The 16,652-nt window shown below is 67.2% G+C and carries 17 protein-coding genes and 1 tRNA gene; 10 read left to right on the forward strand and 8 right to left on the reverse strand.

Annotation, left to right across the window (positions count from 1 at the left end; genetic code table 11):
- Positions 1–71: 71 nt before the first annotated feature.
- Positions 72–1,400 carry a UDP-glucose dehydrogenase family protein gene (locus tag BMZ25_RS10170; RefSeq protein ID WP_092693118.1) on the forward strand — a complete coding sequence of 443 codons (1,329 nt, stop codon included), beginning with the start codon at positions 72–74 and terminating at the stop codon, positions 1,398–1,400.
- Here BMZ25_RS10170 and galE read toward each other — a convergent pair.
- Positions 1,397–2,383 (reverse strand): UDP-glucose 4-epimerase GalE, encoded by a 987-nt coding sequence (galE, locus tag BMZ25_RS10175; protein ID WP_092693119.1) that lies wholly within the window; start codon positions 2,381–2,383, stop codon positions 1,397–1,399. The genes BMZ25_RS10170 and galE overlap by 4 nt on opposite strands.
- Before the next feature lie 119 nt (positions 2,384–2,502).
- Between galE and BMZ25_RS10180 the strand changes: the two genes are divergently transcribed.
- Entirely contained in the window at positions 2,503–3,507 is a 1,005-nt protein-coding gene (locus BMZ25_RS10180) for an NAD-dependent epimerase/dehydratase family protein (protein WP_092693121.1), read from the forward strand.
- Between the two features lie 289 nt (positions 3,508–3,796).
- Positions 3,797–4,117: a DUF6522 family protein gene (locus BMZ25_RS10185; protein WP_092693123.1), complete on the forward strand. Its 321-nt coding sequence runs from the start codon at positions 3,797–3,799 to the stop codon at positions 4,115–4,117.
- A gap of 544 nt (positions 4,118–4,661) precedes the next feature.
- Here BMZ25_RS10185 and BMZ25_RS10190 read toward each other — a convergent pair.
- The 4 genes from BMZ25_RS10190 to BMZ25_RS10205 all read right to left on the reverse strand — a co-directional run bounded on the left by BMZ25_RS10190 (position 4,662) and on the right by BMZ25_RS10205 (position 8,560).
- Positions 4,662–4,737, reverse strand: a tRNA-Thr gene (locus BMZ25_RS10190).
- A 44-nt stretch (positions 4,738–4,781) separates the two neighbouring features.
- Positions 4,782–6,341 carry a heme biosynthesis protein HemY gene (locus tag BMZ25_RS10195; RefSeq protein WP_092693125.1) on the reverse strand — a complete coding sequence of 520 codons (1,560 nt, stop codon included), beginning with the start codon at positions 6,339–6,341 and terminating at the stop codon, positions 4,782–4,784.
- 11 nt (positions 6,342–6,352) lie between these two features.
- Entirely contained in the window at positions 6,353–7,720 is a 1,368-nt protein-coding gene (locus tag BMZ25_RS10200; RefSeq protein ID WP_143071520.1) for a hypothetical protein, read from the reverse strand.
- Positions 7,721–7,855: 135 nt separating this feature from the next.
- Positions 7,856–8,560, reverse strand: coding sequence for a uroporphyrinogen-III synthase (locus tag BMZ25_RS10205; RefSeq protein WP_177190440.1), 705 nt, complete (start codon positions 8,558–8,560; stop codon positions 7,856–7,858).
- Positions 8,561–8,640: 80 nt separating this feature from the next.
- Here BMZ25_RS10205 and tsaD point away from each other — a divergent pair, with 80 nt between their 5' ends.
- The 4 genes from tsaD (at position 8,641) to BMZ25_RS10225 (ending at position 11,159) form a co-directional block, all read left to right on the forward strand.
- Complete coding sequence (tsaD, locus tag BMZ25_RS10210; protein WP_092693130.1) at positions 8,641–9,732, forward strand: tRNA (adenosine(37)-N6)-threonylcarbamoyltransferase complex transferase subunit TsaD; 1,092 nt, start codon at positions 8,641–8,643, stop codon at positions 9,730–9,732.
- A 66-nt stretch (positions 9,733–9,798) separates the two neighbouring features.
- Positions 9,799–10,071, forward strand: a complete 273-nt coding sequence (locus BMZ25_RS10215; RefSeq protein WP_092693132.1) for a YciI family protein — start codon at positions 9,799–9,801, stop codon at positions 10,069–10,071.
- Positions 10,071–10,490 (forward strand): EVE domain-containing protein, encoded by a 420-nt coding sequence (locus BMZ25_RS10220; protein WP_092693134.1) that lies wholly within the window; start codon positions 10,071–10,073, stop codon positions 10,488–10,490. Before BMZ25_RS10215 ends, BMZ25_RS10220 begins: the two co-directional genes overlap by 1 nt.
- 75 nt (positions 10,491–10,565) lie before the next feature.
- Positions 10,566–11,159 (forward strand): HD domain-containing protein, encoded by a 594-nt coding sequence (locus tag BMZ25_RS10225; RefSeq protein WP_092693136.1) that lies wholly within the window; start codon positions 10,566–10,568, stop codon positions 11,157–11,159.
- Positions 11,160–11,181: 22 nt separating this feature from the next.
- On the opposite strand, the gene BMZ25_RS20850 is transcribed toward BMZ25_RS10225, so the two are convergent.
- Positions 11,182–11,322, reverse strand: a complete 141-nt coding sequence (locus BMZ25_RS20850; protein WP_177190441.1) for a hypothetical protein — start codon at positions 11,320–11,322, stop codon at positions 11,182–11,184.
- A 103-nt stretch (positions 11,323–11,425) separates the two neighbouring features.
- Between BMZ25_RS20850 and BMZ25_RS10230 the strand changes: the two genes are divergently transcribed.
- On the forward strand, positions 11,426–12,304 hold the full coding sequence (locus BMZ25_RS10230) for a LysR family transcriptional regulator (RefSeq protein ID WP_092693139.1): 879 nt from the start codon (positions 11,426–11,428) through the stop codon (positions 12,302–12,304).
- Here BMZ25_RS10230 and BMZ25_RS10235 read toward each other — a convergent pair.
- Positions 12,301–12,861, reverse strand: a complete 561-nt coding sequence (locus tag BMZ25_RS10235) for an ActR/PrrA/RegA family redox response regulator transcription factor (RefSeq protein ID WP_092693476.1) — start codon at positions 12,859–12,861, stop codon at positions 12,301–12,303. The two genes, BMZ25_RS10230 and BMZ25_RS10235, sit on opposite strands and share 4 nt — an antisense overlap.
- A 68-nt stretch (positions 12,862–12,929) precedes the next feature.
- The gene (locus tag BMZ25_RS10240) at positions 12,930–13,559 is read right to left on the reverse strand and encodes an SCO family protein (RefSeq protein ID WP_092693141.1); all 630 of its coding nucleotides are present in this window, start codon (positions 13,557–13,559) and stop codon (positions 12,930–12,932) included.
- Between the two features lie 98 nt (positions 13,560–13,657).
- Here BMZ25_RS10240 and regB point away from each other — a divergent pair, with 98 nt between their 5' ends.
- Positions 13,658–15,049, forward strand: a complete 1,392-nt coding sequence (gene regB / locus BMZ25_RS10245; protein ID WP_092693143.1) for a sensor histidine kinase RegB — start codon at positions 13,658–13,660, stop codon at positions 15,047–15,049.
- A gap of 197 nt (positions 15,050–15,246) precedes the next feature.
- Complete coding sequence (locus tag BMZ25_RS10250; RefSeq protein ID WP_143071522.1) at positions 15,247–16,620, forward strand: PAS domain-containing protein; 1,374 nt, start codon at positions 15,247–15,249, stop codon at positions 16,618–16,620.
- Positions 16,621–16,652 lie beyond the last annotated feature (32 nt).

A 16,652-nucleotide genomic window follows, 5' to 3' on the forward strand; every position in this document is an offset into this window, starting at 1 on the left:
CCCGACCCCTTCGCACTTGCGGCATTTTCCGTTGGTGCGCATGAAGGCGCGGGCAGCAAAGGGATTTCAACATGCGTATCGCGATGATCGGGACAGGCTATGTGGGTCTTGTCTCCGGTGTCTGCTTCTCGGACTTCGGACACGACGTCGTCTGCGTCGACAAGGATCCGAACAAGATCACCCGGCTCGAAAACGGCGAGGTGCCGATCTACGAGCCGGGGCTCGACGACCTGATGAACAAGAACGTCGAGGCCGGCCGCCTGCGATTCACCGGCTCGCTCGAGAAGGCGCTCGACGGGGCGGACGCGGTGTTCATCGCCGTCGGCACCCCGACCCGCCGCGGCGACGGGCACGCCGACCTATCCTATGTAATGGCAGCGGCCGAGGAAATCGCGCGGCTGGCGTCGGATTATATCGTCGTCGTCACCAAATCGACGGTTCCGGTCGGGACCAACCGCAAGGTGCGCGAGACAATCGCGGCGGCGAATCCCGACCTCGATTTCGACGTCGCCTCGAACCCGGAATTCCTGCGCGAGGGCGCGGCGATCGACGACTTCATGCGCCCCGACCGCGTGGTCGTCGGCGTGGAAAGCGAGCGGGCCGGCACGGTGATGTCCGAGGTCTATCGCCCGCTTTTCCTGCGCGATTTCCCGATCGTCACCACCGACCTCGAATCGGCCGAGATGATCAAGTATGCGGCGAACGCCTTCCTCGCCGCCAAGATCACATTCGTGAACGAGATCGCCGCCCTGTGCGAACGCGTCGGCGCCGACGTGAAGGAAGTCTCGAAGGGGATCGGCCTGGACGGGCGGATCGGCAACAAGTTCCTGCACGCGGGCCCCGGCTATGGGGGGTCGTGCTTTCCCAAGGACACCCGCGCCCTGGCGCGGACCGGGCAGGAATTCGGCGTGCCGATGCAGATCACCGAGGCCGTCATCAAGGTCAACGACGAGACCAAGCGCCGGATGGTCGAGAAGCTGGTCGACCTCTGCGACGGCAGCTTCAACGGCAAGACCGTCGCCGTGCTGGGCGTGACCTTCAAGCCGAACACCGACGACATGCGCGACGCGCCCAGCCTGACGGTGGTGCCCGCGATGGTCGGCGGCGGCGCCAAGGTGCGGGTCGTCGATCCCCAGGGCAAGCGCGAGGGCGAGCATCTGCTGCCCGGCGTCACCTGGTGCGAGGATCCCTACGAGGCCGCGGAACAGGCCGACCTGATCGTGGTGCTGACCGAATGGAACCAGTTCCGGGCGCTCGACCTCGGCCGCCTGAAGGACACGATGCGGACACCGCGGATGGCCGACCTGCGCAACATCTACACGGCGAAGGACGCCGAGCAGGCCGGCTTCCTCGCCTATGACAGCGTCGGGCGTGTGCCGATGAGCTCGTCGGGCTCCTAACGCTCGTAGTTGCCGGTCTGGTGCCACCGCCAGGCATCGGTGATCATCGCATCGAGCGTCGACCGGGCAGGCTGCCAGCCAAGCTCCTGCCCGGCGCGCGTGCTGCCAGACACCAGCGCCACGCAGTCGCCGGGCCGGCGGTCCCCCTCGATGATGGGCACCTCGCGGTTGGTCACTGCGGCCGAGCTGTTCACCACCTCGCGCACGGTAAAGCCGGTCCCGGTGCCGAGGTTGAACACCCGGCTCCCCTTGTCGTCCTGCAGCCATTTCAGCCCGAGGACATGGGCATCGACCAGGTCCATGACGTGCACATAATCGCGCACGCACGTGCCATCCGGCGTGTCGTAGTCGGTGCCGAAGATCGTCAGCGCATCCCGCTTGCCGTCGACCGCGTCCAGCATCAGCGGGATCAGGTGCGTCTCGGGGCGGTGGAATTCGCCGACTTCGCCGTCCGGATCGGCCCCCGCCACGTTGAAATAGCGGAAGATGACGTGGCGCAGACCGTGGCTGGCCTCGAAGTTCTCGAGCATGTCCTCGATGGCGCGCTTCGACGCGCCGTAGGCGTTGAGCGGATACTGCGCGCAGCCCTCGTCCAGCACAACGCCGTCCTGGTCGCCATAGGTGGCGCAGGTCGAGGAGAAGACGAAGTTGAGGCACCCCGCGGCGACCGCCGCCTCGATCAGCGTCAGCGATCCGGCGACGTTGTTGCGCCAGTAGGTTCCGGGATCGGTCATGCTCTCGCCGACCTGGCTGAGCGCTGCAAAGTGCATGACGGCCGCCGGACGATATGCGGCGAACACCTGGTCGAGACGCTCGCGATCCAGAAGGTCGCCTTCCTCGAACGGCCCGAACGTGACCGCGTCGCGCCATCCGGTCGTCAGGCTGTCGTAGGTCACGGGGGTGTAGCCGGCGCGTGCCAGAACCTTGCAGGCATGGGAACCGATGTAGCCAGCGCCGCCGGTCACCAGAATGGTCGTGCTCATGGGTCGGGTCTTTCCTTGCCGTGCGGCCGCGTGCACCGGCCGTTGAACATTCAAGCTCCGCGACATATCCGGAAACGGACCGGTCTCTGCAAGGCCGGGAATGGGAAAGAGGCTGATCCATGCCGCATGCGCTCGTCACCGGCTCTGCCGGGTTCATCGGATACCACCTGGCGGCGCGCCTTCTGGCCGATGGCTGGACGGTCACCGGGATCGACGCGATCACCGACTACTACGATGTGTCGCTCAAGCGGCGGCGCCACGCCATGCTGTCGCAATCGCCCGGCTTCCGCCCCGTCGAAGACCGGATCGAGACGCCCGGACTGCTGATGGAGCAGATGGCCGAGCGGCCGGACCTGGTGGTGCATCTCGCCGCACAGGCGGGCGTGCGCTATTCGATCGAACACCCGCGCTCGTATGTCGAAGCGAACGTCGTGGGCACGTTCGAGCTGCTCGAGGCTGTCCGCGCGCATCCCGTGCCGCACATGCTGCTTGCCTCGACCTCGTCGGTCTATGGCGCCAATTCCGAGATGCCCTATGCCGAGACGGCCAAGGCCGACACGCAGATGTCGTTCTACGCCGCGACGAAGAAGGCGACCGAGGCGATGGCCCATTCATATGCCCATCTCTACGGTCTGCCCACGACGATGTTCCGGTTCTTCACCGTGTATGGGCCCTGGGGGCGGCCGGACATGGCGCTGTTCAAGTTCACGCGTGCCATTCTCGAGGACGCGCCGATCGACATCTACAATCACGGCGACATGTCGCGCGACTTCACCTATGTCGACGATCTGGTCGAAGGCATCGTCCGCCTTGCCGACGCCGTGCCCGAACGCCCCGACGGCCCGCCGCCCGAGGGCGACAGCCTGAGCCCCGTGGCGCCCTTCCGCATCGTCAATATCGGCCATTCCGCGCCCACGCGCCTGATGGATTTCGTCGCCGCAATAGAACGCGCCACCGGTCGCGAGGCCCGGCGGAACTTCATGGACATGCAACCGGGCGACGTCCCCGCAACCTGGGCCTCGGCCGATCTGCTGGAATCGCTGGTGGGGGAGCTGCCCGACACGCCGTTGGACGAGGGCGTTCGCCGGTTCGTTGCGTGGTACCGCGACTATTACGACGTCTGAACTGCCGTTTGGACACCGACAAAGACGCGCCGGGAGTGGTGTCGGTTGACGACCGGCGCGTCTCCGTCTGCATCGCGAAAGATTACAGACTGAAAAGCTTTATAGCGCATAACGCGTACACATCCAGTAATCTTCTCGTATGGCGCGAATATTTCACCACATCTCGTGGTGTGATGGCCAAGAGACGGTTCGAACCGGCGGCGCTCCCTGTCTTGAACCTCGGGCCGCTGATTAGTAATAGGTATCTCTGTTACCAATTCTTCCACGGCGGCCTGACACCGGAGACCCCATGAGCACAGTGACCTTCGATACCGATGGCTTCGTCGTGGACGCCGAGGTCGTCGGAGACGCGTTCGGCATCGAACCCGAGGCGGTCCCCGAAAAGATGCGCTCGGGTCGGATCACCAGCCGGTGCGAAAAGGGCGTGGACGAGGATGAGGGGCGCTGGCGGCTGACGTTCTTTTCCGGCGGCCGGGCGTTGCGGCTGATTGTCGACGCAAAGGGGACGATCCTGTCACGCTCGACCTTCCCGGCCCATCCGCCCCGCACCGGTCCGCTGGATCTGACCGATCTTCCGCGGTCGCCCGGCGGCTCGGGAAGTGGCGGCTGATACCGGATCGTTTCGTCGCGCGGCACGTCGAAAACGGCTGGCCTGAAAGAAATAGTGGCTGCCCCATTGGGGCAGCCACCTCGTAGGTATAGAAAAATTTTGTCTACATAACTTGTCTTCGGTATCCACTCACGGTCCCGGCGGCGAAATTACGCCGCGTAAATGAGTAGGCCTTCCAGTCGCGATTCGGTCAAGCGCCTAAAAGTTGCCTCATTCTCAAGAGGCTGATTTCCTTGCGATTCAACTTATTGGCTAACTGCATTGTTTACGCCTCAAGTCGTGCAGCAGTGCAGCGTTCCGAGCCCGGACATCGACTCGCCCTGAGCGATTCCTCGCCGAAACTTTGTGGTTTACTCACAGGTAACCCCCGATAAGCTGTGCTTGTCTTCCACCACTCACGGAAGCCCCCGTCCGGATCCAAGGCGAAAGCCTCAGGCCCGGGCGGGGCCGACGACTTCTCTGCCATGTTCTGAATCGAGAAACCCACCAGCTCCGGCGACGTCGACCGGCGCAATGCCGAGGCAAACGGTCCTGCGCAAAGTGGTGGTGCCGGTGATAGGACTCGAACCTACGACCCCATCATTACGAATGACGTGCTCTACCTGCTGAGCTACACCGGCCTACCGGCGCGCCTGATACCAAGGTTTCAGGCGGACCGACAGTCCTAATTTTCAGGTTTCGAGGTCTTTTTTTCCTCATTCGTCTCGGCCGCGCCGTCGCCCACGATTTCGGCCTCGGGGACGTTCGGTGGGACGCCCGGCGCGGTGGCCGGCGCCTCGCCCTCGGCGGGCTCCTGCGGTGTCGCGTCGGCCTCGGTCGGAACCGGCCGGGGATCGGGCTCGGACACGCGGCCGACGATCATCGGCAGCATCTCGGCAGCCCCCGCCGACATGACCACATCGCCCGTCGTCGGCACTTTCCAGGCGAGCGTGTCGAACGCCCCGCAATTGGAGCAGGTCGGCTGCCACGAGCCGTGGATGTTCTGGCACTTGTCGCAGACCCATTGCGGCCCGCGCGACGCGGTCAGCGCCCGCGCCAGCCAGCCGCGCACGATCGCCTCGTCCGCGCCCTCACCCTTGGCGATGGCCGCCATGATCGTGAGCGACCGCGAGGTCGGATGCGTCGTCGCCAGATCGCCCAGCGCCCGGCGGGCCTGGGGGAATTCCTCGGCGGCGATGTGCAGCTCGGCCAGCAGCAGCTTGGTCTCGGTGTGATCGGGGTTGATCTTGGTCAGGGTGCGGAACCGCGACAGGCGCTGCGCGGGCGTCTCGTCCGGCTTGATCTCGCCGAAGGCGGTCGCGAGATCGGGATGCGGCTGCACCTGCCACGCCTTCTTCAGGACGCGGGTGGCGTAGCGCGGCTGGTCGTTGCGGATATAGTGCCGCGCCGCCATGGTCGCCGCCGGGATCAGGTCGGGCGACAGGCGGTTCGCCTCGATCGCGGATTCGCGGGCTTCGATCGACTTGCCTTCCTCGAACACGTCGCGCGCCTCGCTCAGGGCGAGGACGGCATCGCGGCGGCGGTGCACGTCGCGCGGCAGGCCGCCCGAGCGCGCCTTGGCCGACAGCGTCTTGCGCGCGCCGCTCCAATCGTGGCCGTTCGCCTGCAGGCGGAGCAGGATATCCTGTGTCTCTGTATGCTGCGGCTTCAGCGCGAAGGCCTTCTCGGCCAGCTTCAACGCGGTATCGGTGTCGCCATCCTCGAGCTTCTGTTTCATCAGACCGCGGACGCCGACGAAGCGCGTGCGGTCATCCTCCAGAAGCTGCTTGTAGACGACACCCGCCTTGTGCCGGTCGCCGACCATCTCGGCGGCCTGGGCGCGGATCAGGTTCGTCAGCTCGGGGCGGTGCAGATACCTCTCGGCCTTGGCGGCCTGATGCAGCGCCTCGCGCCCCTCGCCCGAGGCGAGCGCCAGCATCCCGTCGGCCAGCGCGCGGAAACCCTTGCGCTCACGGTTGCGGGAAAAGTACCGGCTCAGGGCCGTGTCGTCACCGTTCAGGAAGCGCACGAACGCGACAAGCAGACTGACCAGCTTCAGCACCAGCCAGACGGCGAAGAGCAGAAGCAGCGCAAAGATCGCCGCCTGGAGCGGCCCGAGGTTCAGCTCGAAGCCGGCGACGGCGATGCGGATCAGGCCATCCGTCTCCATCAGGTAGCCGGCGCCCAGCGCCAGCGCCGCGATCACGCAGACGAAGAGAACGATCTTCAGAAGGGACCAGAGCATGAAGGGCGTCCTCAGTTCGTGTTCAGGTTCGCGGCGAGATCATCGACGGCGGCCGTGGCTTCGACTCGGGTCTGTGCGGCCTCGATCCATTCGGACATCGCCTCGCGCCCAGCGTCCGGAAGCGAGTCCAGTTCCGAAAGAGCGTCCTCGATGTTGCCCTGGTCGACCGCCGCGCCGGCGCGGCTGAGCACCGCGTCGGGCCCGTCGCCCTCACGCGGCTCGATCGACCGGGCGCCGGTCTGCGCCTGAAGGAACTTGCCCACGCGGTCCATCATGCCGCCTTCTCCCGCCGTCGACTGCAGCGAGGCGTCGAGCGCGGCACGCGCCGCGTCGGGGAAGCGGCGCTGCAGCTGCCCGAGCGTCGCAAGTCCCGATCCCGCGGAATCGCGCAGGACGGCCGGTACCTGCGCGTCGGTCGCGCTCTGCAGGTCGGCCAGCGCCGTGTCGAACGACCCGCCGCCCTCGACAGCGGCCTGTACGCGCGTCAGCGCCGCGCGGGCGGTTACGGCCCGCGTCTGCGCCTGGGCTTCCTGCTGCATCTGCTGGGCCTGCTCTTCGGTCTCGGCGATCTGTGCGCGCTGGTCGTCAAGCTGCTGCTGCAACTCGTCGAGCTGGGATTCGTAGGCGCTCAGGTCCTGACCGGTGCCCCCGCCGCTCTGCGCAGCCTCCTCGACCTGGGCTTCGAGGCTGTCCATCCGCTCGGACATCTCGGTAAGTTGCTGCGCCAGTCCGGCGACGCCCTCGTCGGCGGCCGCGCGCAGTTCGTCCAACGTTTCCTGCGGGACGCCACCCTCGGCCGGTTCAAGCCCGGCAACCTGGTTCTGGATTTCAGAGACGGCGGACTGTATCTGCTCAACGTTCCCCGACAGCTCGGTCGTCTGCGAGGCCTGTTCGTCCAGGCGTGAGCCGAGCGACTCCAGCTCGCCGCTCAGTTCCGCCACCTGGCCTTCCTGCGCCTCGAGCCGAGCGACGGTATCGTTGCCCTCGTCGGAGACGGCGAAGGGACGGAATTCGGTGTAATAGGCAAAGCCATAGCCGATCACGCCGGCGATCAGACCGCCGAGGAGAAGCGTGACAAAGCCCGGCCCCTTGCCGATTCGCGCCTCGCCGTTGCCGGACGAGGGGGGCGGCGTCGGCGTGTTTGGCCCACCGCGGGCGGGGTCCGACGGCGTCGTGTCGGCCTCGGGCGTCGCCTCGGTGGCGCTTGTGCCCGATGCGGTAGCCTCTTCGCGCGGGTGTCCCGGCTCGTCCGAGGCGGCGTGTTCGCCGGTCACGGTGTCGTCCCCGTCGGTCTGTTCAACCGAGGCCGACCCGCCGTCCAGCGTGTCCGGCCGGTTCGGATCGGTGTCGTGCATCGCGTCCTCCGTCGTGCCGCTCACGCCGGCGTCGTCGGAGGTAAGGTCGGACGACCGATCGTCGGTGCGGCCACTGGAAGTCGGTTTCTTCGGTTTCGCCACGATACTGAGCCCTCTCCGCTATCCGTCAGCCCGCAATGTCTGTTCTTTCGGCGCAGCTTAGCCCCCCGGCCCACTGCCAACAAGGCCGCGCTCCCGACAGGCCGAAATCGCCGCGATCATGCCCGCCGCGTCCGGGCTGGCCACGATCTCGGCCGGGGCGGTCCATGCCTCGGCCACCGCCGGGCTGAGCGCAAGGGCCCGGATTGCGGCGCCCCGAGGCACCTGGGCCCCCAGAATACGGGCCGAACGCGGGGAAAACAGGGGCGCGACCACCGGATCGCCCTGCCCGAGCCGCCGTATCGCCGCGTCGGTCAGAGGGGCGGTCTGCTGGTCGTAGACGATGGCCTCGTCCACCGTCAGGCCGGCGGCCCGCAGGTAACCGGCCAGGTCGCCCGCGACATGTCTGCCCCGCAGATGCACCAGGGGCCGATCCGGCCGGTCGGCCAACAGGCTGTCCGCCAGCGCAGTGACGTCGCCCTCGGCCGCGCGACAGTCGAACCCTGCGGTTCGGGCGACGGCGGCCGTCCGTGCGCCCACCGCCCAGGCCGGACCGCTCCCCTGGCCAAGAGCAAGCACCGCGTTCTGCGAAGTGAATAGGGGGACCCGGCCCGACAGGGATGGCGCGGACAGGTGGCGGATCGACAGGATCGGCGAAAACAGGATCGGCCCGACCCAGGCCTCCGCCAGCCGGCAGCGAAGCCCGAACAGGCGGTTCTGCGGCTCTGGCCGGGTCAGAAGCAGGCAGGGCGGAGCGTCCGGCACCACGGGGCCTCCTCGGGCAAGGATTGTGCGCGACTGCGGCCTCTGGTAGCGGCAGGCGATCCCGCAGGCAATCGGCCGCCATGTCCCGCACCCTGACCCTTCTCGGCATCGAAAGCAGCTGTGACGACACGGCCGCCGCCGTCGTGCGCGCCACGGGCGATCCGAAAATCCTGTCGAGCGTGGTGATCGGGCAGACCGCGCTGCACGGCTCTTATGGTGGCGTCGTGCCTGAAATCGCGGCCCGTGCCCATGCCGAGAAACTCGACGATTGCGTGTCCGAGGCACTGGATCGCGCAGGGCTTGCCCTGGGGCAAATGGACGGCATCGCGGTGACGGCCGGGCCGGGGCTGATCGGCGGGGTGCTCTCGGGCGTCATGTGCGCCAAGGGTCTTGCCGCGGCGACGGGGCTGCCGCTGGTGGGGGTGAACCACCTGGCGGGGCACGCCCTGACCCCGCGGCTGACGGACGACCTGCCCTATCCCTACCTGATGCTGCTCGTCTCGGGCGGCCATTGCCAGTTCCTGATCGTCGAGGGCGCCGACCGCTTCCGGCGGCTCGGCGGGACGATCGACGACGCGCCCGGCGAGGCCTTCGACAAGACCGCACGCCTTCTGGGCCTGCCGCAACCGGGCGGTCCGTCGGTCCAGGCGGCAGCGGCAGAGGGCGACCCCGGACGGTTCCGGTTCCCCCGGCCCCTGCTGGACCGGCCCGGCAGCGACATGTCCTTTTCGGGGCTCAAGACGGCCCTGCTGCGCGAGCGCGACGCGCTGGTCGCGGCGCAGGGCGGTCTTTACGAACGCGACCGCGCGGACATGTGCGCCGGATTCCAGAGGGCGGTGACGGAGGTCCTGGCGGAAAAGACTCGGCGCGCGCTGGCCGAGTACCTTTGCCTCGCCCCCAGGCATCCGGCGCTCGCCGTGGCCGGCGGAGTTGCGGCGAACAGCTCGATCCGCGCCGCGCTGGACGCGGTGGCGCAGTGGGCCGGCGCCGCCTTCGTCGCGCCGCCACTGGCGCTGTGCACCGACAACGCGGCGATGATCGCCTGGGCGGGAATCGAGCGGATGCAGATCGGCCTCGTCGACGACATGACCCTCGCGGCGCGTCCGCGATGGCCCCTCGACAACGGCAGCGCCCCGATGCTGGGCGGCGGCAAGCGCGGCGCAAAAGCCTGACCGGGCATTGCCCCCACAATCCCCGTGGCTAGACTTGCCCGCGAAAATCATAAGGACAGGACCCACATGCGCGCCGCCATCATCGCCCGTGACAAGCCCGACCATCAGACCGTCCGCCAGGAAACCCGCACCGCGCACCTTGCCTATATCGACGCGACGCGGGTGGTCGAACGGGCCGGACCGCTGCTGGACGACGCGGGCGACATGGTGGGATCGCTCATCATCCTGGACGTCCACAACATCGAGGCCGCCTGGAACTGGGCCGAGGGCGACCCCTATGCCAAGGCCGGCCTGTTCGAGTCGGTCACCGTTATGGAATGGAAACAGGTGATCGGCTGATGGCGTACTGGCTGATGAAGTCGGAACCCTCGGACTGGTCCTGGGACGACCAGGTCGCCAAGGGCGACACGGGCGAGGAGTGGAACGGCGTTCGCAATTACCAGGCCCGCAACAACATGCGGAAGATGGCGATCGGCGACCGCGCGTTCTTCTATCACTCGCAGAAGGACAAGGCGGTGGTCGGCATCGTCGAGGTCATCGCCGAGGCACATCCCGACAGCACGACCGACGACGACCGGTGGGAGTGCGTCGACGTCAAGGCGGTGCGCCCCTTCTCCCGACCCGTCACCCTTCAGCAATGCAAGGGGGATCCGCGCCTTTCCGAAATGGTGCTGGTGAACAGCACGCGCCTGTCGGTGCAGCCGGTGACCGAAGAGGAATGGCGGATCGTCTGCGAGATGGGCGGACTGCAGGATTGACCGCGCAGCGTCCGGTTGTGCCCGGCGGCGCCACGAGGCTATGGCGCGGGCGAACCTTCGAAAGGACCCAGAGAGATGGCCAAGCCGCCCCGCGCCTGGCAACGCATGCTGTCCGGTCGACGCCTGGACCTGCTCGACCCGACCCCGGTGGACATCGAAATCGAGGACATCGCCCACGGCCTTGCCTTCGTGGCCCGCTGGAACGGGCAGACGGCGGGGGATTTCCCCTATTCCGTGGCGGAACACTCGATGCTGGTGGAGACGCTGCATGGCCGGATGTGCCCCGACGCGGCACCGCAATGGCGTCTGGCCGCGCTACTGCACGACGCGCCGGAATACGTGATCGGGGACATGATCTCGCCGGTGAAGGCCGCCATAGGGCCGGATTACGGCGACCTGGACGATCGCCTGGCGCGTGCGATTCACATCCGCTTCGGACTGCCGGCGGCGATTCCGGCAAACGTGAAGAGACGGATCAAGGCGGCGGACAAGGTGTCGGCCTGGCTCGAGGCGACGCGGATCGCGGGCTTTGCCGAACGCGAGGCGACGCGGTTCTTCGGGCGACCGGATCCGAAAGTGATCGACGGGCTCAACATCGTGCTGCGCCCGCCGAAGGAAGTGCGCGCGGAGTTCACCGCGCGACACGCGGAGCTGTTGTCACAGTTCTGATCGTTCTGGTGGCTTGCGGCAGTCAGCGCTGCGCTCCGCCATTGACCGTCTTGCGGTCGGCCGGGAACATCGGGTTACGCGGCTTGCGCGTCGCGTATCCGTCCGGCTTGGGCGGGTTGAACAGGCTGGCGCGCATCAGGGTGTTTGCGAAGATTGTAAGCATATCGACCTCCTATGCCTTGCTGGTATCTCTGACATAGGTGGCTTGAAGAAATGTTACGACTCATGAAGAGTTCTCGGTTGTAAGCTGAACTTTCAGGGTCGACATGGACTGGCGCACCTTCCCCTCACTGAGCGCACTGCGCGCCTTCGAAGCGGCCTCGCGCACCGGCAGCCTCTCGGCCGCCGCGCGCGAGCTGAACGTCACCCATGCCGCCGTGGCCCAGCACCTGCGCACCCTGTCCGAGAGGTTCGGACGCGCGCTGATGGTGCGCGAGGGACAGGGCATGGCGCTGACGGACGATGGCCGCGTACTGGCCGAGGCGGTGCGGGACGGCTTCTCGCGGATCGAGGCGGGCTTGGCCGAGCTGACCGACCGCTCGGCCGACCGGCCGCTGCGCGTGACGCTGACACCGACCTTCGCCGAGGCCTGGCTGATGCCCCGGATCGGCGAGTTCTGGTCGCGCCACCCCGAGATCGAGTTGTCGCTCGTGCCGTCGATGGAGGTGATGGACCTGCGACGCGAGGGCTTCGATCTGGCAATCCGCTTCGGCGACGGGTCGTGGCCGGGGCTCGAGGTGAGCCCGCTGGTGCAGGGGCCGTTCGTCGTGGTGGGGGCGCCGTCGCTCGTTCGGGGCCGCAACATCAAGGAGATGGGGCCGCTCGACTCCTACGCCTGGTATCTCTCGCGCGCTTCGCGGGAACAGACGGTATGGGGCGCGAGCCTCGGGCTCGACTTCACGCAGATGGCGGCGACCGAGATGCCGGACAACGGCCTGGCCCTGTCGGCCGTCCGCGCCGGATACGGCCTGTCGATCCAGGCCCGCGCGCTGGTCGAACGCGATCTGGAGGCCGGCGCGCTGCAAAGCGTCTACGAGGGAGAATCGCAGGGCCTCGGCTACTTCCTCGTGACGCAAAAGGGTGTGCCGTCGGAGCGGCTGGCGATCCTGCTCAAGTGGCTGCGCCGCGCGGCCCGCCGCAGTTAGCGGGGGCTGCGCTTGGCGAGGATGCGTTGCAGCGTGCGCCGGTGCATGTTCAGCCGGCGGGCCGTCTCGCTTACGTTCCGGTCGCAGAGTTCGTAGACCCGCTGAATGTGCTCCCACCGGACGCGGTCCGCCGACATCGGGTTCTCCGGCGGCGGCGGCAGCTCGTCGTCGCTGGCCAGCAGCGCAGCGGTCACGTCATTGGCGTCGGCGGGTTTCGACAGGTAATCGGTCGCGCCGATCTTGACGGCCGCGACGGCGGTCGCGATCGCGCCGTAGCCGGTGAGAACGACGATGCGGCTGTCGGGACGGCGTTCCCGCAGCACCTCGACCACGTCCAGCCCGTTGCCGTCCTCGAGCCGAAGGTCGATCACGGCGTAAGCCGGCGGACGGGCGGTGGCGACGGCCCGGCCGGCGGCGATGGATTCGGCGACCTCGACCTCGAATCCGCGTTTCTCCATCGCGCGGGCGAGACGGCGGACGAAGGACTCGTCGTCATCCACCAGCAGCAGCGAGCGGTCGGGCCCGAGGTCTTGTTTCTGTGTCTGAGCCTGCGGCATGTCTTTCATGGCTTTGCTCCCCTGAGCAGAGACTTAGGCGACCGCCCCGTCGCGTCAATTTATCCCGATCACGCCTGCTCGATCAGGCACGCGGACTGCTCTGCCATTTCTTCCGCCGTGACGCCCTCGCCGTCCGGGCCGGGGGCCCCGCGGAAGAAGCCGGCAAATCCCTCGTCGGGCAGCATGAGGTAGGTGAATACCGAATGGTCCATCAGGTAGTAATTGGGGTCGTCGCCCTCCTGCCGGGCATAGTACACCTTGTAGGCATTCGCCGCCGCCTTCACCTGCTCGGGCGATCCGGTCAGGCCCACCATGTCGGGATGCATGTAATCGGTGAACTCTCGCAGGATCTCGGGCGTGTCGCGCTCGGGGTCGACCGAGACGAAGACCGGCTTCACCTCGTGGCCGCGCTCGGCCAGCAGCTCGACCGCATCGGCGTTCCGCGCCGCGTCGAACGGGCAGACATCCGGGCAGAAGGTGTAGCCGAAATAGACCAGCGACGGCTTGTCGATGACGTCCTCGTCGGTCACCGTCTCGCCGGTCTCGGAAACCAGCGTGAACGGCCCGCCGATCGCCGCCTGCCCGCCGGCGACTCTCCCCTGACCGCAACTGTCCTCACCGCTCAGGCTGACAAAGGCGATCCCGCCGATCATTGCCGCAACCCCCGTGGCCGCCGCGGCCGCGTATATCTTGATCATGCCTACCTCTTGTCCTCCGGCTATCGCGCCACATTGATCCGGTATCGAAGCCCTGCGTAGATCCCAAGCGGACACAATGCAGCAGGTAAACACGTGCGATGAGCGATCCAACATTGGCAATGATGGGACGCGGCCGACGGGCCGACTGGGTGCGGCTGCGCTCGATGGTCCAATTGCGATGGGCCGCCATCGCCGGGCAGCTCGGCGCGATCCTCGCGACGCAGCACATGTACAACCTCTCGTTCGATATCGGGCTGGTCTATCTCGTGATCGGGGCGCTCGCGATCTCGAACGTGGTCGCCAGCTTCATCTATCCCGAGAACAAGCGCCTGTCCGAGATCGAGCTGTTCTCGATCCTGATGTTCGACGTGGTGCAGCTCGCGATCCTGCTGGCGCTGACCGGCGGGCTGAACAACCCCTTCGCGCTCTTGATCCTGGCGCCGGTGACGATCTCGGCCACCACGCTGCAGCTGCGCGGGACGCTGGTGATGGGGGTTGTGGCCATCGTCGCGGTGACCATGCTGGGCCTCTGGCACATCCCCCTGCACACGCCGGCGGGACACACGATGCAGATCCCGCGCGACTTCGTGTTCGGCATCTGGGCCGCGATCGTGATCGGCATCGTGTTCCAGGCGATCTACGCCCGGCGCATCACGGCCGAGATCAACGCGATGTCGGACGCCCTGATGGCGACGCAGATGGCGCTTGCCCGCGAGCAGAAGCTGACCGACCTGGGCGGCGTGGTCGCGGCCGCCGCGCATGAGCTCGGCACGCCGCTGGCGACGATCAAGCTGGTCAGTTCCGAACTGATGGAAGAGCTCAGCGCGGACGAGCATCGCGCCGACGCGGCCCTGATCCGGGACCAGGCCGACCGGTGCCGCGACATCCTGCGATCGATGGGCCGTGCCGGAAAGGACGACCCGCACTTGCGCAGCGGGCCCTTCTCCAGCGTAGTGCAGGAGGCGGCCGAACCGCACCAAGACCGCGGCAAGGACATCCTGTGGGACATCGCGCCGATGGAGGGCAGCGCCGCGGATCAGCCCGTCATCCTTCGCCGGCCCGAAATCATCCACGGGCTGCGTAACCTGATCCAGAATGCGGTGGACTTCGCCGAATCGCGGGTCTGGATCGACATCGTCTGGGACGAACGCCGCGTGCTGTTGCGGATCACCGACGACGGGCCCGGCTTTCCCTCGCAGATGCTGCCGAGGCTGGGCGACCCTCTCGTCCGCCGCCGCTGGCTCACCGACCCGCAGTCACGACCCGGATATGACGGGATGGGGCTGGGCCTGTTCATCGCCAAGACGCTGCTGGAGCGGTCGGGCGCGGAGGTGAGCTTTGCCAACGGTGTCGACCCGACCGAGGGCGACCCGGCCCCGGCCCGTCGTTCGGGCGCAATCATAGAGGTTTCGTGGCGCCGCGGCTCTCTTGGCGAGCCTCAGCCGGACAGGGCTCGGACCCTCGGCGACCCCCCACCAGTCACGAGCTGAACGCCACTGCGACAGATAAATTAACCACCTGTTAACCCCGGTGAGATCAACCTCCGGGACACTGCGGCTGGAGACGCATGGAGCAAATCGCCCACATCGCCCTGGTGGCCGCTTTCGCTGCATTTCTTGCCGGCGGAGCGCTGGTCTATCAACGCCGATCGCATCCACGATCAGGCGCGTTGAACGGTCGTCCCGTGGTGTTCGTTTTCGATCGCGGGCACCTGTTCGAGACGAGCCCAGGCGCCAGAGCGCTCATTCCCGAAGAACCCGGCTCCGAGACGATCGAAGGATTGCGCAAGCGCCTGGCCCCGGTCCTGGGCAACGTCGACCTTTACGGATCCGCCGGCACCGATGCGCACCAGACGACCGACGAATTCCGCGTGACCGCCCGTCGCCGCCGCGGCACGCTCAGGCTCGAGATCCGGCATCGGCACGGCGGCGATACGCTGTCCCTTCTGCTGTCGCGCATCCTGTCCGAACGTGAGGCCGAGATCGACGCCGTCCCGCTGCCGCTCTGGCGGCAGACCCCGGACGGTGAGCTTCGCTGGGCCAACGCCGCCTACCGCGACATGGCCGAGCAGACCGACACCTCGGGGGAGCCCATCGACGGGCAGCTTGCCGAACTGGCGACCTGCGAGGCCGACGGGCTGCGCGACACCTGCAACCGGCTGGAACATCGGATCGGCCACGAAACCCTCGTCGCCGGCCACGCCGGAGATCTCGTGGCCGCCGCCGTCGCCAGTCGCCCGGCGTCGGTCAGCGACGACGATGACGAAGGCGGGATCCTGCAGACCCTTTCGGTGATCTTCGCAAGCCTCCCGGTCGGGCTCGCGATATTCGACAAGTCCGAGCGTCTGCTGATGTTCAACCCCGCCCTGAGTGACTTCACCAAGGTTCCGGCCGACCGCCTGGCCGCGCGGCCCACGATCCTCGACTTCTTCGACCTGCTCCGCGATGCGGCCATGGTGCCGGAACCACGGGATTTCGCCCGGTGGCGCGACGGGTTCCTGGCCCTGGCCCGTTCGGCCGCCGACGGGGCGTTCTGCGATATCTGGCACCTGACATGCGGACAGACCGTGCGCGTCGGCGCCGGGTCGCAGCCGGATGGCGCGCTTGTCCTGTCGTTCGAGAACATCTCGGACGAGGTCGCCGTGACGCGGAACTACCGCGCGCAGCTCGACACCGCCCAGGCGGCCTTCGACGGGCTCGGCACGGCCATCGCGGTCTTTCACGCGGACGGATCGCTGGTCCTGTCGAACGAGTGGTTCGACCGGATGTGGGGGATCGAAACGTCGATAGGCCTGTTGCCACCCGACCTTTCGGAACTCGGCGCTCTGTGGGAACAGATGCTGATATCGCACAAGACGACCGAAGCCTTTCTCGAAACCGTTCGGTCCGGCCAGGAAGAACAGGGATTCCATGACGATGTCTGGACCAAGGGTGGACGCAAGTTACGCTGCCACGTCGGGTTTGTGCGCGGTGGGAAACGCCTCGTCACCTTTTCGCCGGCCCTTCGGCGAGCGTCCGAGTCCGACGGTCATCTGGGCACCGGACAGGTGCGCGCAATGTGATCCTGCGCCAGCCATCCGCTTGCGGGCGGGAC

The organism is Tranquillimonas rosea (assembly GCF_900111315.1).
Lineage (GTDB): Bacteria > Pseudomonadota > Alphaproteobacteria > Rhodobacterales > Rhodobacteraceae > Tranquillimonas > Tranquillimonas rosea.